At 59.8% G+C, this 15,954-nt stretch carries 12 protein-coding genes and 1 tRNA gene; 7 read left to right on the top strand and 6 right to left on the bottom strand.

Annotation, left to right across the window (positions count from 1 at the left end; translation table 11 throughout):
• The first annotated feature begins 26 nt into the window (after nucleotides 1–26).
• On the top strand, nucleotides 27–1,931 hold the full coding sequence (locus ACUIAD_RS00555) for a PspC domain-containing protein (RefSeq protein ID WP_445343344.1): 1,905 nt from the start codon (nucleotides 27–29) through the stop codon (nucleotides 1,929–1,931).
• Between the two features lie 373 nt (nucleotides 1,932–2,304).
• Here the strand turns inward: ACUIAD_RS00555 and ACUIAD_RS00550 are convergent, their stop codons facing one another.
• The 4 genes from ACUIAD_RS00550 to ACUIAD_RS00535 form a co-directional block, all read right to left on the bottom strand.
• Entirely contained in the window at nucleotides 2,305–3,861 is a 1,557-nt protein-coding gene (locus ACUIAD_RS00550) for an alpha/beta hydrolase family protein (RefSeq protein WP_445343343.1), read from the bottom strand.
• A gap of 44 nt (nucleotides 3,862–3,905) precedes the next feature.
• Nucleotides 3,906–4,562: a DUF4125 family protein gene (locus ACUIAD_RS00545; RefSeq protein ID WP_445343342.1), complete on the bottom strand. Its 657-nt coding sequence runs from the start codon at nucleotides 4,560–4,562 to the stop codon at nucleotides 3,906–3,908.
• Nucleotides 4,563–4,574: 12 nt separating this feature from the next.
• Nucleotides 4,575–6,614, bottom strand: a complete 2,040-nt coding sequence (locus ACUIAD_RS00540) for a DUF4037 domain-containing protein (protein WP_445343341.1) — start codon at nucleotides 6,612–6,614, stop codon at nucleotides 4,575–4,577.
• A 599-nt stretch (nucleotides 6,615–7,213) separates the two neighbouring features.
• A tRNA-Pro gene (locus ACUIAD_RS00535) sits at nucleotides 7,214–7,287 on the bottom strand.
• Between the two features lie 126 nt (nucleotides 7,288–7,413).
• On the opposite strand from ACUIAD_RS00535, the gene lysS reads away from it, so the two are divergent.
• The 4 genes from lysS to ACUIAD_RS00515 all read left to right on the top strand — a co-directional run bounded on the left by lysS (nucleotide 7,414) and on the right by ACUIAD_RS00515 (nucleotide 11,851).
• Complete coding sequence (lysS, locus tag ACUIAD_RS00530; protein ID WP_445343340.1) at nucleotides 7,414–9,042, top strand: lysine--tRNA ligase; 1,629 nt, start codon at nucleotides 7,414–7,416, stop codon at nucleotides 9,040–9,042.
• 24 nt (nucleotides 9,043–9,066) lie between these two features.
• Complete coding sequence (menA, locus tag ACUIAD_RS00525; RefSeq protein ID WP_445343339.1) at nucleotides 9,067–10,047, top strand: 1,4-dihydroxy-2-naphthoate octaprenyltransferase; 981 nt, start codon at nucleotides 9,067–9,069, stop codon at nucleotides 10,045–10,047.
• A gap of 65 nt (nucleotides 10,048–10,112) precedes the next feature.
• A complete protein-coding gene (menA, locus tag ACUIAD_RS00520) occupies nucleotides 10,113–11,060 on the top strand; it encodes a 1,4-dihydroxy-2-naphthoate octaprenyltransferase (RefSeq protein WP_445343338.1) in 948 nt (315 codons plus the stop codon).
• A gap of 50 nt (nucleotides 11,061–11,110) precedes the next feature.
• Nucleotides 11,111–11,851 (top strand): phosphoglyceromutase, encoded by a 741-nt coding sequence (locus ACUIAD_RS00515; protein WP_110452507.1) that lies wholly within the window; start codon nucleotides 11,111–11,113, stop codon nucleotides 11,849–11,851.
• A gap of 187 nt (nucleotides 11,852–12,038) precedes the next feature.
• Here ACUIAD_RS00515 and phoU read toward each other — a convergent pair whose 3' ends face one another.
• On the bottom strand, nucleotides 12,039–12,716 hold the full coding sequence (phoU, locus tag ACUIAD_RS00510) for a phosphate signaling complex protein PhoU (protein ID WP_445343337.1): 678 nt from the start codon (nucleotides 12,714–12,716) through the stop codon (nucleotides 12,039–12,041).
• A gap of 202 nt (nucleotides 12,717–12,918) precedes the next feature.
• On the opposite strand from phoU, the gene ACUIAD_RS00505 reads away from it, so the two are divergent.
• Complete coding sequence (locus tag ACUIAD_RS00505; protein WP_445343336.1) at nucleotides 12,919–14,169, top strand: sensor histidine kinase; 1,251 nt, start codon at nucleotides 12,919–12,921, stop codon at nucleotides 14,167–14,169.
• Here ACUIAD_RS00505 and ACUIAD_RS00500 read toward each other — a convergent pair.
• A complete protein-coding gene (locus ACUIAD_RS00500; protein WP_110452505.1) occupies nucleotides 14,102–14,389 on the bottom strand; it encodes a DUF2530 domain-containing protein in 288 nt (95 codons plus the stop codon). The two genes, ACUIAD_RS00505 and ACUIAD_RS00500, sit on opposite strands and share 68 nt — an antisense overlap.
• A gap of 175 nt (nucleotides 14,390–14,564) precedes the next feature.
• Here ACUIAD_RS00500 and manA point away from each other — a divergent pair, with 175 nt between their 5' ends.
• On the top strand, nucleotides 14,565–15,950 hold the full coding sequence (manA, locus tag ACUIAD_RS00495) for a mannose-6-phosphate isomerase, class I (protein ID WP_110452504.1): 1,386 nt from the start codon (nucleotides 14,565–14,567) through the stop codon (nucleotides 15,948–15,950).
• Nucleotides 15,951–15,954: the final 4 nt, after the last annotated feature.

Here is a 15,954-nt window from a genome sequence, read left to right as displayed (position 1 = left end):
CGCTCGTAGGGTGTTGTAATGAAGATATGAGCAGCGATATGAACGGCAATGGCCCTGATAACGGCTGGCAGCGGAAGTCCGACAAGTTCTTCCGCGCCTGCAGGGAGTCCTACCTGATCCGCGACCAAGGATGGATCGGAGGCGTCTGCGTAGCCTTGGCCCGTCGGCTGGGCTGGAGCGTGACCCTGGTCAGAGCGCTGATGATTTTGGCGGTCTTTCTCTTCGGCACCGGTGCCGCCTTCTACGGTTTTGCCTGGTTCGTTTTGCCGGACCGGCGTGGAGTCATTATCGCCCAGGAGCTGATTCACGGGATTTGGCACGCTTCCATGGTGGGCATCATCATTTACTGGTTGCTGGCCATCCTGATTCCTGGAGTCGGAATCTTTTCACTGGCCTTCGGTGCCCTGATCCTGTATCTCTTCATCCGGTGGAGTCGCAATAAGGCCCTGGAGTACCAAAGAGGGTACTGGGCTGGGCCGGATGCAGGCAGGCCGGTTTCGGGCGATCCTTGGGTGATGGGACCTCAGTATTCGGAACGGCCGAGTGGCGCAGATTCGCAATGGCGTCCGAATCAGCCTGGGTACCCAAGTTTTTCGGGGTATGAGGGGTACCAGGATTACACAGGGACACGAAGCAATACGCAGACAGACAGCAATGCGAGCACAGAGGGATACAAGGACCAGCCAGGGCATTCCGATTCGTATGGAACTTTGGAGCAACAGGGGGAGGTAACCTCTCTCGGGCCCATCGCTAAGACAGAGTATTCGGCAAACGCCGGCAGCGATTCGAATAATATGCAGGATGGGGGCAATCCCATCGCTGGTGCAGCTCCCGGAGGCTGGACGGAGGCAGAATGCCCTGCAGAACCTGCTGGGAGCATGAATCAGTCGTATGGATTCAGTGCCTGGCCGGGCTATGGCACAGCCAGATCATTCTCGACAGTGCCGGGAATAGCCCGCAAGGCTCCGTCGGTTCCGCCCCGGCTGCGACGTCGCCCCGCCGGACCTGTGCTGGTCAGTCTTCTGTCAGGACTGATCCTGGTCTCCGGAGCAGGGGTCTGGTGGATGGCCACGAACCCCTATCGCGGATTGAATGCGGCCTTGACCTATGCTCTGGTCTGGGCTGGAGGCGTCACGCTGATACTTGGCGTGGTCATACTGATCCTGGGCTTGATGGGCCGCAGGTCAGGAGGATTGACCCCCATTGCCTTGATGGCCTGTCTGGCTGTCCTGATTCTGGCTGCCGGTTCGGCCATACCAGGCATTGAGCAAACCCAGAACCGCAGGATCTTGGCCGACTACTCCACAGTTCAAGTTAACGGCAACAACTATGGGCGCTTGTTGGGGGCGAACAGTGCAGACATGAGGCGTTACCGCCGCGGCACCGCGCTGGTTGGAGATCCGCAGGATCGGGGAAGTGCCGTCATTGACCTGACTGGTTATGAGCAGGAACACGGCACCCATCGCGTTCAGATTATGGATGATGCGGTGAGCACAGTCTCAGGCTGCCCGACGGGCACCGTCCGCCTGGCTGTGGCCTATGCTGACGTTCGCCTGCTCATTCCCAAGGGATGCAGTTTGTCCTATAGGGAACACACCGACCTCTACAGGGTCTTGGGATCGGGCGCGGCTGACTGGATAACCGAGACGGAACAGGGAAACCGGATGTGGTGGGGCAATACGTCGTCATCAGCTGAACGACGCAATTGGGAGGAAGCCCTGCGAGCGTCCAAGGAGGATCAGTGGCATATGCCCGACGATCCCGAATTGATCGTCGAAGCCAATCTCATGGCCGGTGCACGGGTCACCGTGCAAGCCCAGGGGAGTGCCACCCAGCCGAAGCGGGCGCAGCTCTACAGCGGCTTGATCAATGAATATTGGGATTATAGCTACAATCCATGGCAGTTTGGGGAGGATCAGGAAGATGACTGATATGCAGCAACCAGAAGGAGGCCAGCCGCTGGATCGCCAGGAGCGCACCACCAAGGTCATGCCGGTCGGATCCGCTCCATCGGAGGCGCGTGAATCACAGGCACCCCCGATATACCAGGTTCGGATGCAGCCGCCGGAGCCGGTCCGTCCTAGCGGCCCCAGCCTGCCTACTATCATTTTTGGCGCCCTGGTTGGACTTTTGGCTCTGACCATGTTGGCTCTTGGCTTGGTCTTCCTGCGTTACGGTACGGATCTGACCATAGTCATACCCTGGCAGCGGATTATTCCATTGATTTTTGCCGGCCTGGGCGTGGTGCTGATTGGCGCGTCTGTAGTAGCCTGGCTGGCATCAGCAAGGCGCATCCGATCTGTCTCAAAAGACCAGGATATTCCAGAAGATCAGGCTGCCAAGGATGGCCAGAGACCCCAGCAGGGTCAGGGTCAGGGTCAGCCAGTGGCCAGCCCCGGCAACAGCTGGCTTGCCGTCAGATCGGCTGAAGATAGAGGTCAGGGTGCTCGCCAAGAGCAGGATGAGCACCAGACACAGGACGGACAACATGGACCAGCATGATGCCATCATCGAGGACAGATTCATAAGGCCAAGCGCCCGGTGGACCACAGTGAAGGCATAGGCCAGCAGGGCAGCCATAAGTCCTGCGGCTAGCAGGCCTAGCGACCAGAGCCGTCCGGTCAGGCCTTTGCTGAAACCTGACTGTCGGTGGTCATTGCCTCGAGTCCTCCGATGCGAGCTCAAGGCTCCAATCAGGGCAGATAGAAGGGCGGCAGCCAGCAGAATGGGGCCACTGGCCATCAGGGTCAACAGGGCGGTCAGTGAAGGTATCAACCCGGTATTCGTGTGCTCGGGCACTTGATTGAGCTGGTGGGGCTGGCTGCCGGCAATCATAGGGGTTGACCATTGATCGGCTTTGGTGTCCAGCGCTACGGCGTTGATCCAGTCTTCCAAATTATGCGTATACCGGGGTTCCAGGGGCAACCCGGCCTTGGCCAGCCGACTGCCGGTGCGGATCTGATGGTTGGTGGGGTAGTAGCGCAGGGTCACGTTGTCGTTGCCGATTGCATGAGTTCTGCGGATGATCTCGCGCGCACCCTGCTCGACTGGCATGGAGACATCCATGGTGCCGAAGTTGATCATGACCGGTATCCGCAGCTGATCCAGATAGGGCAGGGAGGGAAAGTCGGCGTACTCCAGGCCCAGCATGGACAGGTCCATGCCCATGAGCCGTGGTATCACGTTGCGGATTCCCCTAGGTGCGCCGATCAGATCCAAGTAGCTGGTGGCCGCCATGGCCATCTGCCGTCGTCCCGGGTAGACCGGAGGCGACGTCAGAACGGAGAAGGCGATGCTGGGGTCCTTGGCGGTCATGATGGTCGATATCCAGGTGCCCTCGGACTCGGCGTACAGACCCACTTTGGTTGGATCCACACCCGGCCAGGAACGCAGACGATCAAGGGATCGTCCATAGTCGGCAGCCATGGCCTGATAGTCGCGGTGGAAGGTGGTGTAAGTGTCCAAACGCTTGTCAGGCACCAGGGTGGTGATGCCTGCCGAGGCCATAGCTGAAGCCAGATCGCCGTATACCTCTGCGGATTTGCCTGTTCCGGCGCCATGAATGAACAGGCAGGCTGGGCCAGTGCCCTTTCGGTCGCTTGGCTCTCTGACAATGGCCTGGATGCGAACTCCGCCATCCAGAGTGATGCTGATTTTCTGTTCCCTGACCGGGTGAGTGCCCTCAGAGGTGGTGGTTCCCAGACTCGTGGCGATGGCAGTGGACCGGGTCGAAACCTGCAGATGGTCGCGGTAGGGTTCCACCTGCCAGTCCGGCGTCATGGCCTGGCCCAAAAAGAGCATCACCAGAAGGATGACCACAAAGGAGGAGGCGGTGAGACCCGCCCGTTTCAGCTTTTGCACCCGTCAACTCTACCCGACCGCTCGACTGGTTGCAGAGATCGACCTCATGATTGTGGTTCAGGTGGTCGGTCCTGGGCCTGCTCGGCTTCGTCCAGGGTCTCAAAGCCATTCATCTGCACCGTGGCCAGGATGGTTTCCTCGGTAAGGTTGCCGCCCCGAGCCGCGATCTGGTCCACCATGAACTGGTAAAGATCCAGAGTCCTGGCCGAATAGGTGCCAAGTTCGCCACGCAGATAGGTCTCAAAGGAGGTAGCCTCCGGCGTGTCCTCGCTGGTGCGCAGGAGCCGCATCTCCTGACCTAAACGGGGGTAGCGCTCGCGGAAGTCCTTGGCCCAGGCCACCTGCCGGTCGATGATGCGTTCCTGCTGCTCTTGTCGATCCAGGCCCAGCTTGGGCAGGTATGGGGCGATCTTGCTGTGGTACTGGTCCGGCGCCGTGGACTCCATCATGCGCCCGTACTTCTCGGTCAACAGGTTGCGTCCCTCATTGTCGGCCTGATCCAGGTCATTCGCATAACTGGTCAACAGGGGATGCGGCCAGGTCAGAAACTGGCTCAGGCGCATCTGGTGAAACATGGGCCAGTTGCCCTGACAGTTGGCTGGGCCGCCCTCGTTGTTGACCTGCTGAAACTGCTTCCATTCGTGGCGGACGATCCGCTCGCGCAGGGATTCCTCATCCTGACATTGCTCGTCGTTTGCCATCTTTGGCTCCTTTCAGATGCTGTGAAGCACCGGGTCGTTGCTGGAGATGTGGGCCTCGACATAGGGGCGCTGCCACTCCAGGAAGGTTTCGGGGCTGTTGGTCAATCCCTCCGCCTGCAGCTCTTCTACGATTCTTGCGCAGATTGACTCTACAAGTTTGGTGATGCGTTCGGCAGCCGGTCGGGCTCCCTTGCCGCCTTCGCCAAAGCCCTGCCCCCCGTAGCAGGCAGCCGAGGCCAGGCGCAGGATGTTCTCCAGCTGTTCGGTCAGGTCGGACAGTCTGGTGGCCATTCGTCCGCTCAGCCGCCGCAGGGCCGCGAACGTCCACTTGTAGTAGGGCAGATAACCGACCGTCAAAGGATTGTTGAGCAGAAAGATCAGAGAGGCGCAGGCTTTGATGAATTCATTGATTGACAGCATTGCCGCAGCCCCATCGCCCCGCTGCAGGCTCCGCGGCAGATTGTACTGGCCTGCCTGGGCGATCATGCCCAAGCGACGGGAGATCAGACAGAAGCGCACATCGTCGGGCATGGCCTTGAACCCTTGCCGGGTGGCCAGCATCCGTCCCAGCGGATCTGCGAAAATCTTGCCATTGGTGGCCGCCGCCAGCGTGGCTTCGTCCAGGAGCAGCCACTCATGGGGGTGATCTTCCGGGGGCGCCTGCCGGTAGCCGGTCAGGGTTTCGAAGAAGGCGCCGATCTCGAAGACGCCCACACGTCGGTTAGCCCCCTTGGCTCTGACGCTGTCGGTTCGTGACCCGAACCCCATGAATTCGGCGGGAAGGGCCTCATAGTCCTTCTGCAGCTGGTCGCCGATGGCCTGGTAATCCTCGCTGGTCAACCATAGGCAGAAGCCGGGGCCGAAGTCGTGATCCCGGGAGATGGCGTCGTCAAAGCCGTAGCAATCCGAGCCATGGCCCATCAATCCCGCGGCGATCCGACCGCGATACTGCGGATAACGTTCTTCAAGCATGGGGCGGCCCACCTGCTCCCAGTAAGCCTTGGCCAGGTCCAGTCCTTGAATATCCGGATGGGAATCAAGCGGATCATTGTCACTGTTGTGATTCTCGGCAGGTGGCCGGTCTGAGCTGGTCTTCATCTGGCTGGATGCGGCTTCGTCGTTCTGGTTGGATTTGTCCCTGTCCCTGGCTTCTACGGCGGCAGTCTGCGCCTGGTCCAGATTGGCTTTGGTGATCCGGTAGTAGTCGCTGCCTTTGCCGTATCGATCTTCAATGATGGCCAGGGCCTTGCGATAGGTATCTGCCGATTGGCTGAAGCGCCCGGCTATATAGCAGACCTGGGCAAAGCCTGCCAGTGCTGAGGCGTAGTGTGCGCTATTTTCCAGGTGGCCGGTTCGGTAGATGTCCAGGGCTGTGCGAGCCTGATCCCAGGCCTCCTGCAGAGTCTGCGGGCTGTCGCTGCGCTGCATGAGCAGGAGCGCCAGGTTGGTATGGGTGGTGGCCAGATCCAGATCCCGCGAAGGATCGGTGCTGGAATTTTCCAGGATGTCCATGGCTTGGCGCAGCTCCTGTTCGGCCTGGTCGTGCCGGTCGGTTTCGCTGTAGAGCATGGACAGGTTGTTGTGCAGAGCCGCCAGCCGCCGGTCCTTGGGGCCAAGGGTTTTGGCTGCAGAGGCAAGTGCCTGCCGGTAGAGATCTTCGGCCTGGTCGTACTTCTTGGCCGCTCGCAGTCCTGTGGCCGCATTGATCAGGGTGGTCGTCCAGGCCTCGGACCCCTCGATGCGCATGCGTGAGGCCAGCTCGATGGCGCGCTGGATCATCCACATGTTCTCCTGATGGCGGCCCTGGGACCGGTAGAATCCCATGGCTTCGTTGAGCACGGTCAACAGTCCGGCATCGTCGCCTGCATTCTCCGCATCCACCAGTGCTTGTTGCAGGTAGAGTTCGGCCTGGTCGCGGGCCTTGCCGGCGCTGAAGATGGCATCCAGACCATCCAGAAAGGCTTGGGTGTCGAAGCTGCCGTCCGGTTGCATATAGGACTGTTGAGGCTCTTTCTGCTTGCTGCCTGTGATCGGTGTCTGGTCCTGGCTCATTTGGCTCCCTTGCTGTCAGAGTATCTGAAGGTGCGGGTTCCTCATGGAGCCCTAGCGCCGAGGTCGCTACTATTACCAGTCTAGACTGGTGGCTTTTGACGGATTCCGATCGGCGATGTCATCTAGGTCACGTCTAGTGTCATTGCCTTTGGGAAGGACTTCTTCACTGGTGAGCAATATCGGAGTTGCGTGGATCAGGATTCAGTATCGTCAAATCTGACAGTAATTTAGCGATTGCCTACCCCTGTTAGGCTTCTCAAGAGTTCTGGGCCGCGCGTCGAAAGCTGGCGCTGACGCCCTGTGGTATGGAATCGCCAGGAGAACAGCGGCATGCATAGTGCAATTTATTGCGATAGAAGATCGTTGAGTATCGAAGCCGAGTTTTCCATCAGGCTCTTTTGGATAATGTAGATAATGTAATTGCTTGAATGTGCAACACGGATCTGGATCGTTTCCGCATGCTATCCAAACCATAGTATTGATATCGCCATGGATCATGTAATCGTTGAAAGCAGTCGTGCCGGTCTTCTTGATACATGCATTCCCATCCAACAGCTGTGGGAAACAGAAACCCCGATCCATATGGACCGGAATGCTTGTCGGGGTAGGGGGATTTGAACCCCCGGCCTCTTCGTCCCGAACGAAGCGCGCTACCAAGCTGCGCTATACCCCGTGACAACGTACTATATAGTACACGTACCGTCGGCCAAACGCCATCGTCTGCGCGGCGCGGCCATTCAGCCACTTGCCATTAGGGGAACCGGCGCCTAGTACCGGCTCATGCGTAAAATAGCGATTTATGAATGACTCATCGGAAAAAACCCCTCGTCTGACACCGGTCGAGCGTGCTCAGGCACTGCTTGACCAGGATATGGCCATCACGAAGAAGATTGATCAGGGCGCCCAGCTGGATGACGCCATTGATCCTGGCAACTTGGAGGATGGCCCTGAAAGTCATCCTGAGCAGGTGCGCATGCGTGTGGCCAAAAGGGCGCTCATGCTCAAGGAAGGCATTGAGCCCTACCCGGTTCATCTGGATGTGACCGACCGCATCGAGGATGTGCGCCGCAAATATCAGGACCGCCTTGAGCCAGGCCAGGAGACTGAGGATGTGGTCGGCATCGCCGGAAGGGTCCTCTTCCTGCGCAACGGCGGCGGCCTCTGCTTCGTCCAGCTGGCGGCAGGCGACGGCACCCGCATCCAGGGCATGATCTCCAAGCGTGAGATTGGCGCTGATTCCCTTAAGCGGTTCAAGCAGCTGGTCGACTTGGGTGATCACCTCTACCTGCGCGGCCGCGTGGTCGCCTCCAAGACCGGTGAGCTCTCCGTCTTTGCTACCGAGTGGAACATCGCGGCTAAAGCTTTGCAGCCGCTGCCGGCCCTTCATAAGGAGCTGACCGAGGAGCAGCGCACCCGCAAGCCCTACCTGGCAATGATCGCCGATGAGGATGTGCGGGCCATGGTCCGTCGTCGTTCCAAGGCCGTCTCCTCGCTGAGACGCACCTTCGAGGACCACGACTTCATGGAGGTCGAGACCCCTATGCTGCAGACAGTGCATGGCGGCGCTGCGGCCCGGCCATTCACCACGCATATGAACGCCTTCGACATCGACCTCTACCTGCGCATCGCCCCTGAGCTCTTCCTCAAGCGCTGTCTGGTCGGCGGCATTGAGCGGGTCTTCGAGATCAACCGAGACTTCCGCAATGAGGGTGTGGACGCCACTCATGCGCCGGAGTTCACTATGCTGGAGGCCTATCAGGCTTACGGCACCTACGACACCATCGGGGAGCTGACCAAGGAGCTGATTCAGCAGGCAGCACTGGCCACGTCGGGGTCGCTGAAGGTGACCCTGCAGGATGGCAGCCAGTACGACTTCGGCGGCGATTGGCATCAGATCAGCATGTACGAGTCCCTTTCCGAGTCCCTAGGCGAAGAGATTACCCCGCAGACCAGCGCTGGCCATCTGCGGACCATCGCCGACAAACTGGGTCTGGAGGAGGAGCCGGCCGAAAACCACGGTAAGCTGATCGAGCACCTCTGGGAGCACTTCTGGCAGGACAAGCTATATGAGCCGACCTTCGTGCGTGATTTTCCGGTTGAAACATCCCCCCTGGTCAAGGCTCATCGCACCAAGCCGGGCGTGGTCGAGAAGTGGGACCTCTATGTTCGCGGATTCGAGTTGGCCACGGGTTACTCGGAGCTCAACGATCCAGTGGTCCAGCGGCAGCGGTTCGTCGAGCAGGCCAAGATGGCCAGCCGGGGCGACGACGAGGCCATGGACATTGACGAGGACTTCCTGGAAGCCCTGGGCGTGGGTATGCCACCCGCTGGCGGCATGGGCATGGGCATTGATCGTCTGTTGATCGCCCTTACCGGCGCATCCATCCGAGAGACCATCACCTTCCCCCTGGTCAAGCCGCTGGTTTGACATGATGACAGAGGAGCAGCGGTCATGAATATCAGACTGTGGATGGACGGCATGCGTCCCCGGACGCTGCCTGCTTCGGTGGCGCCTGTCTGCGTGGGCGCTTCGGCTGCGATCCTGAAGAGGTCACGGCTCTTGGAGCAATGCACCAGCTCCTGCTCGCCCTCGCCCGTCGATCCTGCTCTGAAAGCGGCCACGCCGGGGCGCTTGGCCCTGATCGTGCTCTTATTGGTCTTGCTTGCTTTGTCCATGCAGATCGCAGCCAACTTTGCCAATGACTATGCCGATGGTGTTCGCGGCACCGATTCCGGCCGCGGATGCGAGGAGGCCGCATCCGGCAGGCCTAGACGTCTGGTGGCCGCAGGCGTACCGCCCAGGCAGGTGCTGTACGCCACCATGATCTCGGCGGCCTTCACCTGTCTGATGGGTCTGGCCGTCATGGCGCTGACCGGTCACTGGTGGATGATCCTGGTCGGGGTCTGCTGTCTGATTGCCGGCTGGTGCTACGTGGGTGGACCTCATCCATACGGCTACCACGGGCTGGGCGAGGTCAGCGTCTTCATCTTCTTCGGACTGGTGGCCACCCTGGGCACCGAATACTTCTTGATTGACAGGATCGACTTCGTCGGCCTTCTGGGTGCTTGCGTCTGCGGGCTCAATGCCGTGGGCCTGCTCATGCTCAACAATTACCGGGACTTGGACGACGACCGCCTATCAGGCAAGCACACATACGCGGTTCTGGTGGGTGCGCGCGCAGCAGCCATCTCCATTTATCTGGTCTACATTCTGAGCCTGGTCCTGAGCCTGATACAGTTCGTTCCGGCTGTCATGAGACATGGCCTGCCAGGCTTCCCTCTGGTGTTGATCCTTGTGCCGGTGGCTGCCGTCTTTCTATTGATCTGTCGGGCCTTTGCCCGCGGCCAGCTGCCCAAGGCCTTCGGCATGGCTGGCAAAGGCACTCTGGTCTCTGCCCTATGCTGGTCGGCGGGCCTGCTCCTGCAACTGTAAGGATCTCGGCACTCTGATGGACGGGCATTCCGACTCTCAAGCGATTGGTGGATAATCAGACAATCATGTTCATCACACTTCAGGAATACAAGGACGCACTGCGACCTTCGGCCTTGCTCTGCTCGCCCACGCCGGTTCTGATTGGCGCGGCGGTGGCTCTCCGACAGCGGTTCAGCCAAGGACTGGGGCCGGATGCGCGCTTCTGGGTTATTGTCCTTCTTTGCTGTCTGACGGCTGTGTTCGTTCACAGTACCTGCAATCTGGCCAATGACTACTTCGATGGCATCAGGGGTACTGACGAAGGTCGGAGCAGCCTTTCGGGCGCGGGCGCTGACGGCTCGTTGCCTGATCTGCCCAGAAGGGGAGTGGCCGGTGGCGTGGAACCTCGCAAGGTCCTGCTGTCCGCCTATCTCAACATCCTTATGGCCTGCCTGTCCGGTCTGATTTTGTGCTGGGTTACAGGCCATTGGTGGATGATCCTGGTAGGCATATTCTGTCTGCTGGGAGCCTGGTTTTACACGGGGGGCAAACACCCTTACGGCTATATGGCCATGGGCGAGCTGAGCATCATGATCTTCTTCGGCCTGGTGGGCGTGCTGGCCACCCAGTACCTGGAGACTGGCAGCATCGACTGTCATGGGTTCATCGGCGCCCTGGTTGGCGGTCTTGTCTGCATTCCCGTTCTGGAGATCAACAACTATCGTGACATCGATGCGGATCCTCTGGCTGGCAAGTACACGCTGTCTTCCTTCATCGGAGCCAGAGGCACGCTGATGCTGATGGGATCCTCTTATGCCCTTGCTGTGATCCTGGGCATCGTCGAGTCATGGTCACTGTCCGGCGGCTCCCTTGCAGCCGCCTGGCCCCGCCTGCTCTGCCTGCTGCCTGTTCTGGCGATGGCCGTTGCCACCACGGTGGCCAGCTGTCGGAATCGGTTCAGCAGAGCTTTCGCGTTGTCGGGCTACACCGATTTACTGACCGGGTTCTGCTGGCTGGGTGTCTGCCTGCTTTAAGCCGAGTGAGGTCCGCCAAACAGTCCCTCTTAGGCTTTAGAATTTTCACTATGACCTACAAACTAGTATTGCTCAGGCACGGCCAGAGCGCATGGAACAACACCAATCAGTTCACCGGCTGGGTGGACGTCCCGCTGACCGAGCAGGGCGAGCAGGAAGCCCGCAAGGGCGGCAAGCTGCTCAAGGATAAGGGTGTTCTGCCGGACATCGTCTTCACCTCCCTGCTGCGCCGTGCCATCAACACCGCCAACATCGCCCTGGACGAGGCCGACCGCCTTTGGATCCCCGTCAGGCGGGACTGGAGGCTGAACGAGCGTCACTACGGAGCTCTGCAGGGCAAGAACAAGACCGAGATCCGCGAGAAGTACGGTGACGAGAAGTTCATGCTCTGGCGTCGCTCCTATGCCACCCCGCCGCCTGAAATCGATCCTGACGACGAATACTCGCAGTCCCATGATCCTCGATATGCCGGAGCCCCCGTGCCCCGCGCCGAGGCGCTGGCCAACGTGGTCAAGCGCGTCACTCCCTACTGGCAGAGCGACATTGTTCCTGAGCTCAAGACCGGCAAGACCGTTCTGATCGCTGCCCATGGCAACTCTCTGAGGGCCATTGTCAAGATGCTCGACAACCTGACTGAGGACGAGATCGCCAAAGTCAACATCCCCACGGCCATTCCCCTGGTCTACGAGCTGGATGAGAGCTTCAAGCCCATCAAGCCTCGCGGCGAGTACCTGGATCCGGAGGCGGCCGCAGCCGGTGCTGCTGCTGTTGCGGCCCAAGGCCAGAAGTGAGTTCCGTCAGGCAGATCTATCTGATGCTCTGAAATCGGCTTTTGGGCGCAGAGAGTCAAAGCTGTTCAGGTGGTGTCTTCTCTATTCGTGGAGGGCACCACCTTTCGCGTTCTTAGCGGTTGGGAAAGCAAGAACGGCTCGTCACCCGACCAGCTGTCAGGTGATGGGCCGCCCCTTTGCCGTCCGGTCAGTCCAGATCGAGATCCAGATCCTTGGGGTCCTTAGAGGGGTCGAAGCCCGAGACGATGTAGACCACGCGCCGGGCCGCAGAGACGCCATGGTCTCCCAGTCGCTCCATGAACCGTGCCACCAGGACCAGGTCGATCAGCTGCTGCCTGGTTCCCGTCCAGTCGTCTGAGAGAGCATAGCCAAATGTCTGCTGGTGGAGCTTGTCCATCTGGTCATCGCTGACGATGATCTGTTCGGCTATGGTCGTGTCCCTGTCGGAGAGCATCTCGACCAGACGATCGGCCATGACATCCAGAAAGTCCTGCATCTGTTTGAACAGGGGGATGACCTCGGCAGGCAGGGTCGGCTCGGGGTAGGAGCGTCTTGCCGTCTCGGCAATGTGCCTGGCCAGGTCTCCCATGCGTTCAAAGGTGGCTGACAGGCTCAGCGTGGAGACCACCACCCGCAGATCAGTGGCCACTGGGCTCTGCTTGGCCAGAAGCCTGATGCATTGATCGATGATGCTGGCCTGAAGGTCGTCTATATCGGCATCACCGTCGATGACCTCCTGGGCCGTTTCCAGGTCGCAGTCCATCAGGGACCTTCCGGCTTTTTTGATGGCATCGCGAACCTTGGCGGCCATCCGATCGAGATCGTCGGCCACCAGTCCCAGCTCCTCGTTGAAAATTACGCGCATGTCTCTTCCCTTTCGGCCTCGATCAACGATATGACTTCAGTCTATGTGACCATGTTGGCAAGAAAAAGCCAGACTCGAAGAATGTCGGTCCATCGTATCGGCAATCCAATGTCGGATATGCGAGAATAAAGCCGGAACAGCCGATGAGATTTGGTTGATGTCGCAGCGTCCGGGGTCGGCGCCGGACTGGAGGGAAGTCCTTATGAGACGGTTCGTGGACCGCCTGCGCAGCCTTATGGGCAACTGGAGCAAGGACGGTGAACATGCCGATGGCGAAGCTTTGGATGACTCGGCTCAGGCCTTGCTGGCGCTCATCCCTGCCGCCACGGTTGTGGTCGGTGGCGATGACGAGGTTGTCCGCTCCAGTCCGGATGCCTACAGGCTGGGAATCGTCAGCAACGACGAAATCGCGGATCCGAAGATTGTTGAAGCCATTGCGCAGGTGCGCCGTTCAGGCGGCAGACGAAGCTTCAGTCTGACTACGCGAACGCCTGCTGAATTCGCTCTGGATGCCGCAGCCGAGAGCTCTGAATCCGATGGCTGGGATATTGGTGAGACCGAGGATTCTGGTGATGCAACCCGCACTCAGGCGCAGGCGGTATCCAGGAGAAACTGGCTCAAGGTCACTCTGGGACGTATTAGCAAGTCCCTGGTCGTAGTGCTCGTCGATGACGTGAGCGATTCGGTGAGGTTCATTCGCACCAGAGATGCCTTCATGACCAATGTATCCGAGCAGATGCTCAAGCCGGTCCAGGCCCTGGAAGAGCTTGCGGCGCAACTCAAGATCACTTCCCATCTGGAGGGGGATGACCCAGACCTGCTTCGCAGCCATCTGCGCAGCATCTCCAAGGATACTTCCTCGGTCCAGCGCTACAGCGCCTATCTGGGGCATGTGCTCAAGGATCTCCTTCTGCTGATCCGGGCTCAGGAGCGGATCAAGCCCAGCAGGGAGAATACGCTCGACGTGGCTGAGCAGATAAGGACAGTGGTGCAGGATGAACGGAACGGGGCTGATCAGGCCCATGTGACCCTGCGATGGCGGTGCGACCAGCCGCTGACGATTCATGGCGACGGGCAGCAGATCAGAGTTGCTCTGGCCAAGCTGGTGGAGAACGCTATCGCCTACTCGTCTCCTGGCTGTACTGTCTCCCTGGTGGCTGAGGCGTCGGGTGACGGGCACTACGCAAAAATCAGGGTGGTCGATCACGGCCGAGGCATATCCAAGGCGGACCAGGACAGGATCTTCGAGCGCTTCTACCGCGCCGATAATCAGAATGAAGAGACTGCAGTAGGCATAGGTCTGGGTCTGGCCATCGTCAAGCATGTAGCTCTGACCCACCACGGCTCGGTCACTGTCTGGAGCGCACCAGGAGAGGGAAGCACCTTTACGCTGATGCTTCCCCTGGCTCAGGATCCGGTTGCTGGGCAAGACGGCGATAATCCCAACGATTGAAATACTCCCAGATCATCAGCAGGATGCCGACGCCAACCCCGGACAGGCATACGATCAAAGGCTTGGTGACCGTCATTCCGGTTAGGGCCAGGATGCCCACCAGGACCAGGGCCACAATCCAGAAACCGGTGCCGAGCAGGAAGATGCGTCGCAGATCCACCTGCATGGGCCGCGGTGATGGTCTGCGGGCGTCCGGGTCGAAAATGGGGGCCAGCTTCATACCCCCACTGTACCGTTCGCAATGACATGCCTGACAACCTGGCGTGCAGACCCGAAGCTGACATGCGGGGACCCCCACGCCTTGCCCAGGACTTGGCCCTTGTCTTATCATGACGGGGATTGGTGGGTTCGTATGCACCGGCCCATGGAGGGATTTCCCGTGGAAAGGGGAGTGCGTGTATCCGATCCAAGCTGTGGAGAAGCACTACGCCTGGGGCTCGCACGACCGACTGCAGCACATGTTTCACCTGCATGAGTCAGACGGACGCCAGGGGGATACCTTGGCGGAGATGTGGTTCAGTGGGCACACCGAATCACCTTCGCCTCTGATCCTGCCCGACGGGTCGCGGCTGCCTCTGACCGCGGCTATTCGCCGCAACCCCATGGCCATGCTGGGGGAGCGCGACTCCCGTCTCTTCGGCCCCACCCTGCCCTACCTGTTCAAAATCATCTCGGCCCGCATTCCTCTGTCCTTGCAGGTGCATCCCTTGGATTTCGAGGCTCGTGCCGGCTTCAACCGGGAGAATGCTCAGGGGGTGCCCGACGACGATCCGAGTCGCTCCTTTCATGACAGTCTGGCCAAGAACGAGATGGTGGTTGCCCTGGAGCCCTTCCAGGCCTGTGTAGGCTTCGCAACCATCTCCACGCAGCTGACCATTCTGCGTGCCGTGGATCATCCTCTGGCTGAGCTGATGACCCAGGCGCTGACCGCCCGTACCTTCCACCTGGGAGTTCCTCCTGCCCGCTTCGCTTCGGCCGATGCCATGATGCCGGTCTCCTCGCTGATCTGGCCGGACTCCCGCAGACGTATCTTCAGGGCTTTCCACACCGCCGTGACTGCTGAACCAGAGGCGGCCCGAGGCCTGGAGGAAGCCTTGGAGGCTGCTGCTGGGCGGCTGCGGTCGAAACGGGCGGGAGCCATACTGAGGCATGCCCTGTGCGCTGTGCGGGCCTTTCCGGGGGACCCAGCCGTGCTCTGTCTGCTCATGCTCAATCCTGTAGATCTGGAGGAGGGCGATTCGGTCTATATCCCCGCCGGGACTCCTCACGCATACATTCACGGCACTGCGGCAGAGATCATGACCAACTCCGACAACGTGCTCAGGGCCGGCATGACTCCCAAGCATCGAGATATTCCCAACCTGCTGCACAGCCTGGACTGCCAGCCTTCGGCTCCTATCGATCCATCCAGCTCCATGATTGCTACCCTGATCATGCACAATATGGTGACCTACCGGCCCAAGATCAACGAATACATGCTGGTCTACGGACATGTGGAGGAGGGCGGAGCCACTTGGCCCCTGCTCAACAGGCTTCAGCAGCGCTACGGGGATTTGATAGAGCGCCTGGGGCCTCGTCATCTGATGATTCCCCGCAGCGGACCGCGCATCATCGTCTGCACTGATGGCCGGATCCGTTGCTCAGCCGCTGGCCAGTCCTGTGTGCTGGGCCAGGGCCGGGCTCTCTTCATTCCCTCCGAGGATGGCCGTGTCGACATCACCATGCCCGAGGATTCCGACGATATAGGCGGATCCTTCCTCCTGGCTTCGACACCGGTTTGACCTC

It is taken from the genome of Bifidobacterium sp. ESL0819, from assembly GCF_052606245.1.
Note: the sequence above shows the minus strand (reverse complement) of the source record. Positions and strands in the feature narration are given on the sequence as shown.

Coding starts and splice junctions, on each gene's coding strand:
- lysS (WP_445343340.1), top strand. CDS start 7,414: ATGAATGACTCATCGGAAAAAACCCCTCGTCTGACACCGGTCGAGCGT.
- ACUIAD_RS00505 (WP_445343336.1), top strand. CDS start 12,919: ATGAGACGGTTCGTGGACCGCCTGCGCAGCCTTATGGGCAACTGGAGC.
- menA (WP_445343338.1), top strand. CDS start 10,113: ATGTTCATCACACTTCAGGAATACAAGGACGCACTGCGACCTTCGGCC.
- ACUIAD_RS00540 (WP_445343341.1), bottom strand. CDS start 6,614: ATGAGCCAGGACCAGACACCGATCACAGGCAGCAAGCAGAAAGAGCCT.
- menA (WP_445343339.1), top strand. CDS start 9,067: ATGAATATCAGACTGTGGATGGACGGCATGCGTCCCCGGACGCTGCCT.
- ACUIAD_RS00555 (WP_445343344.1), top strand. CDS start 27: ATGAGCAGCGATATGAACGGCAATGGCCCTGATAACGGCTGGCAGCGG.
- phoU (WP_445343337.1), bottom strand. CDS start 12,716: ATGCGCGTAATTTTCAACGAGGAGCTGGGACTGGTGGCCGACGATCTC.
- ACUIAD_RS00515 (WP_110452507.1), top strand. CDS start 11,111: ATGACCTACAAACTAGTATTGCTCAGGCACGGCCAGAGCGCATGGAAC.
- ACUIAD_RS00545 (WP_445343342.1), bottom strand. CDS start 4,562: ATGGCAAACGACGAGCAATGTCAGGATGAGGAATCCCTGCGCGAGCGG.
- ACUIAD_RS00500 (WP_110452505.1), bottom strand. CDS start 14,389: ATGAAGCTGGCCCCCATTTTCGACCCGGACGCCCGCAGACCATCACCG.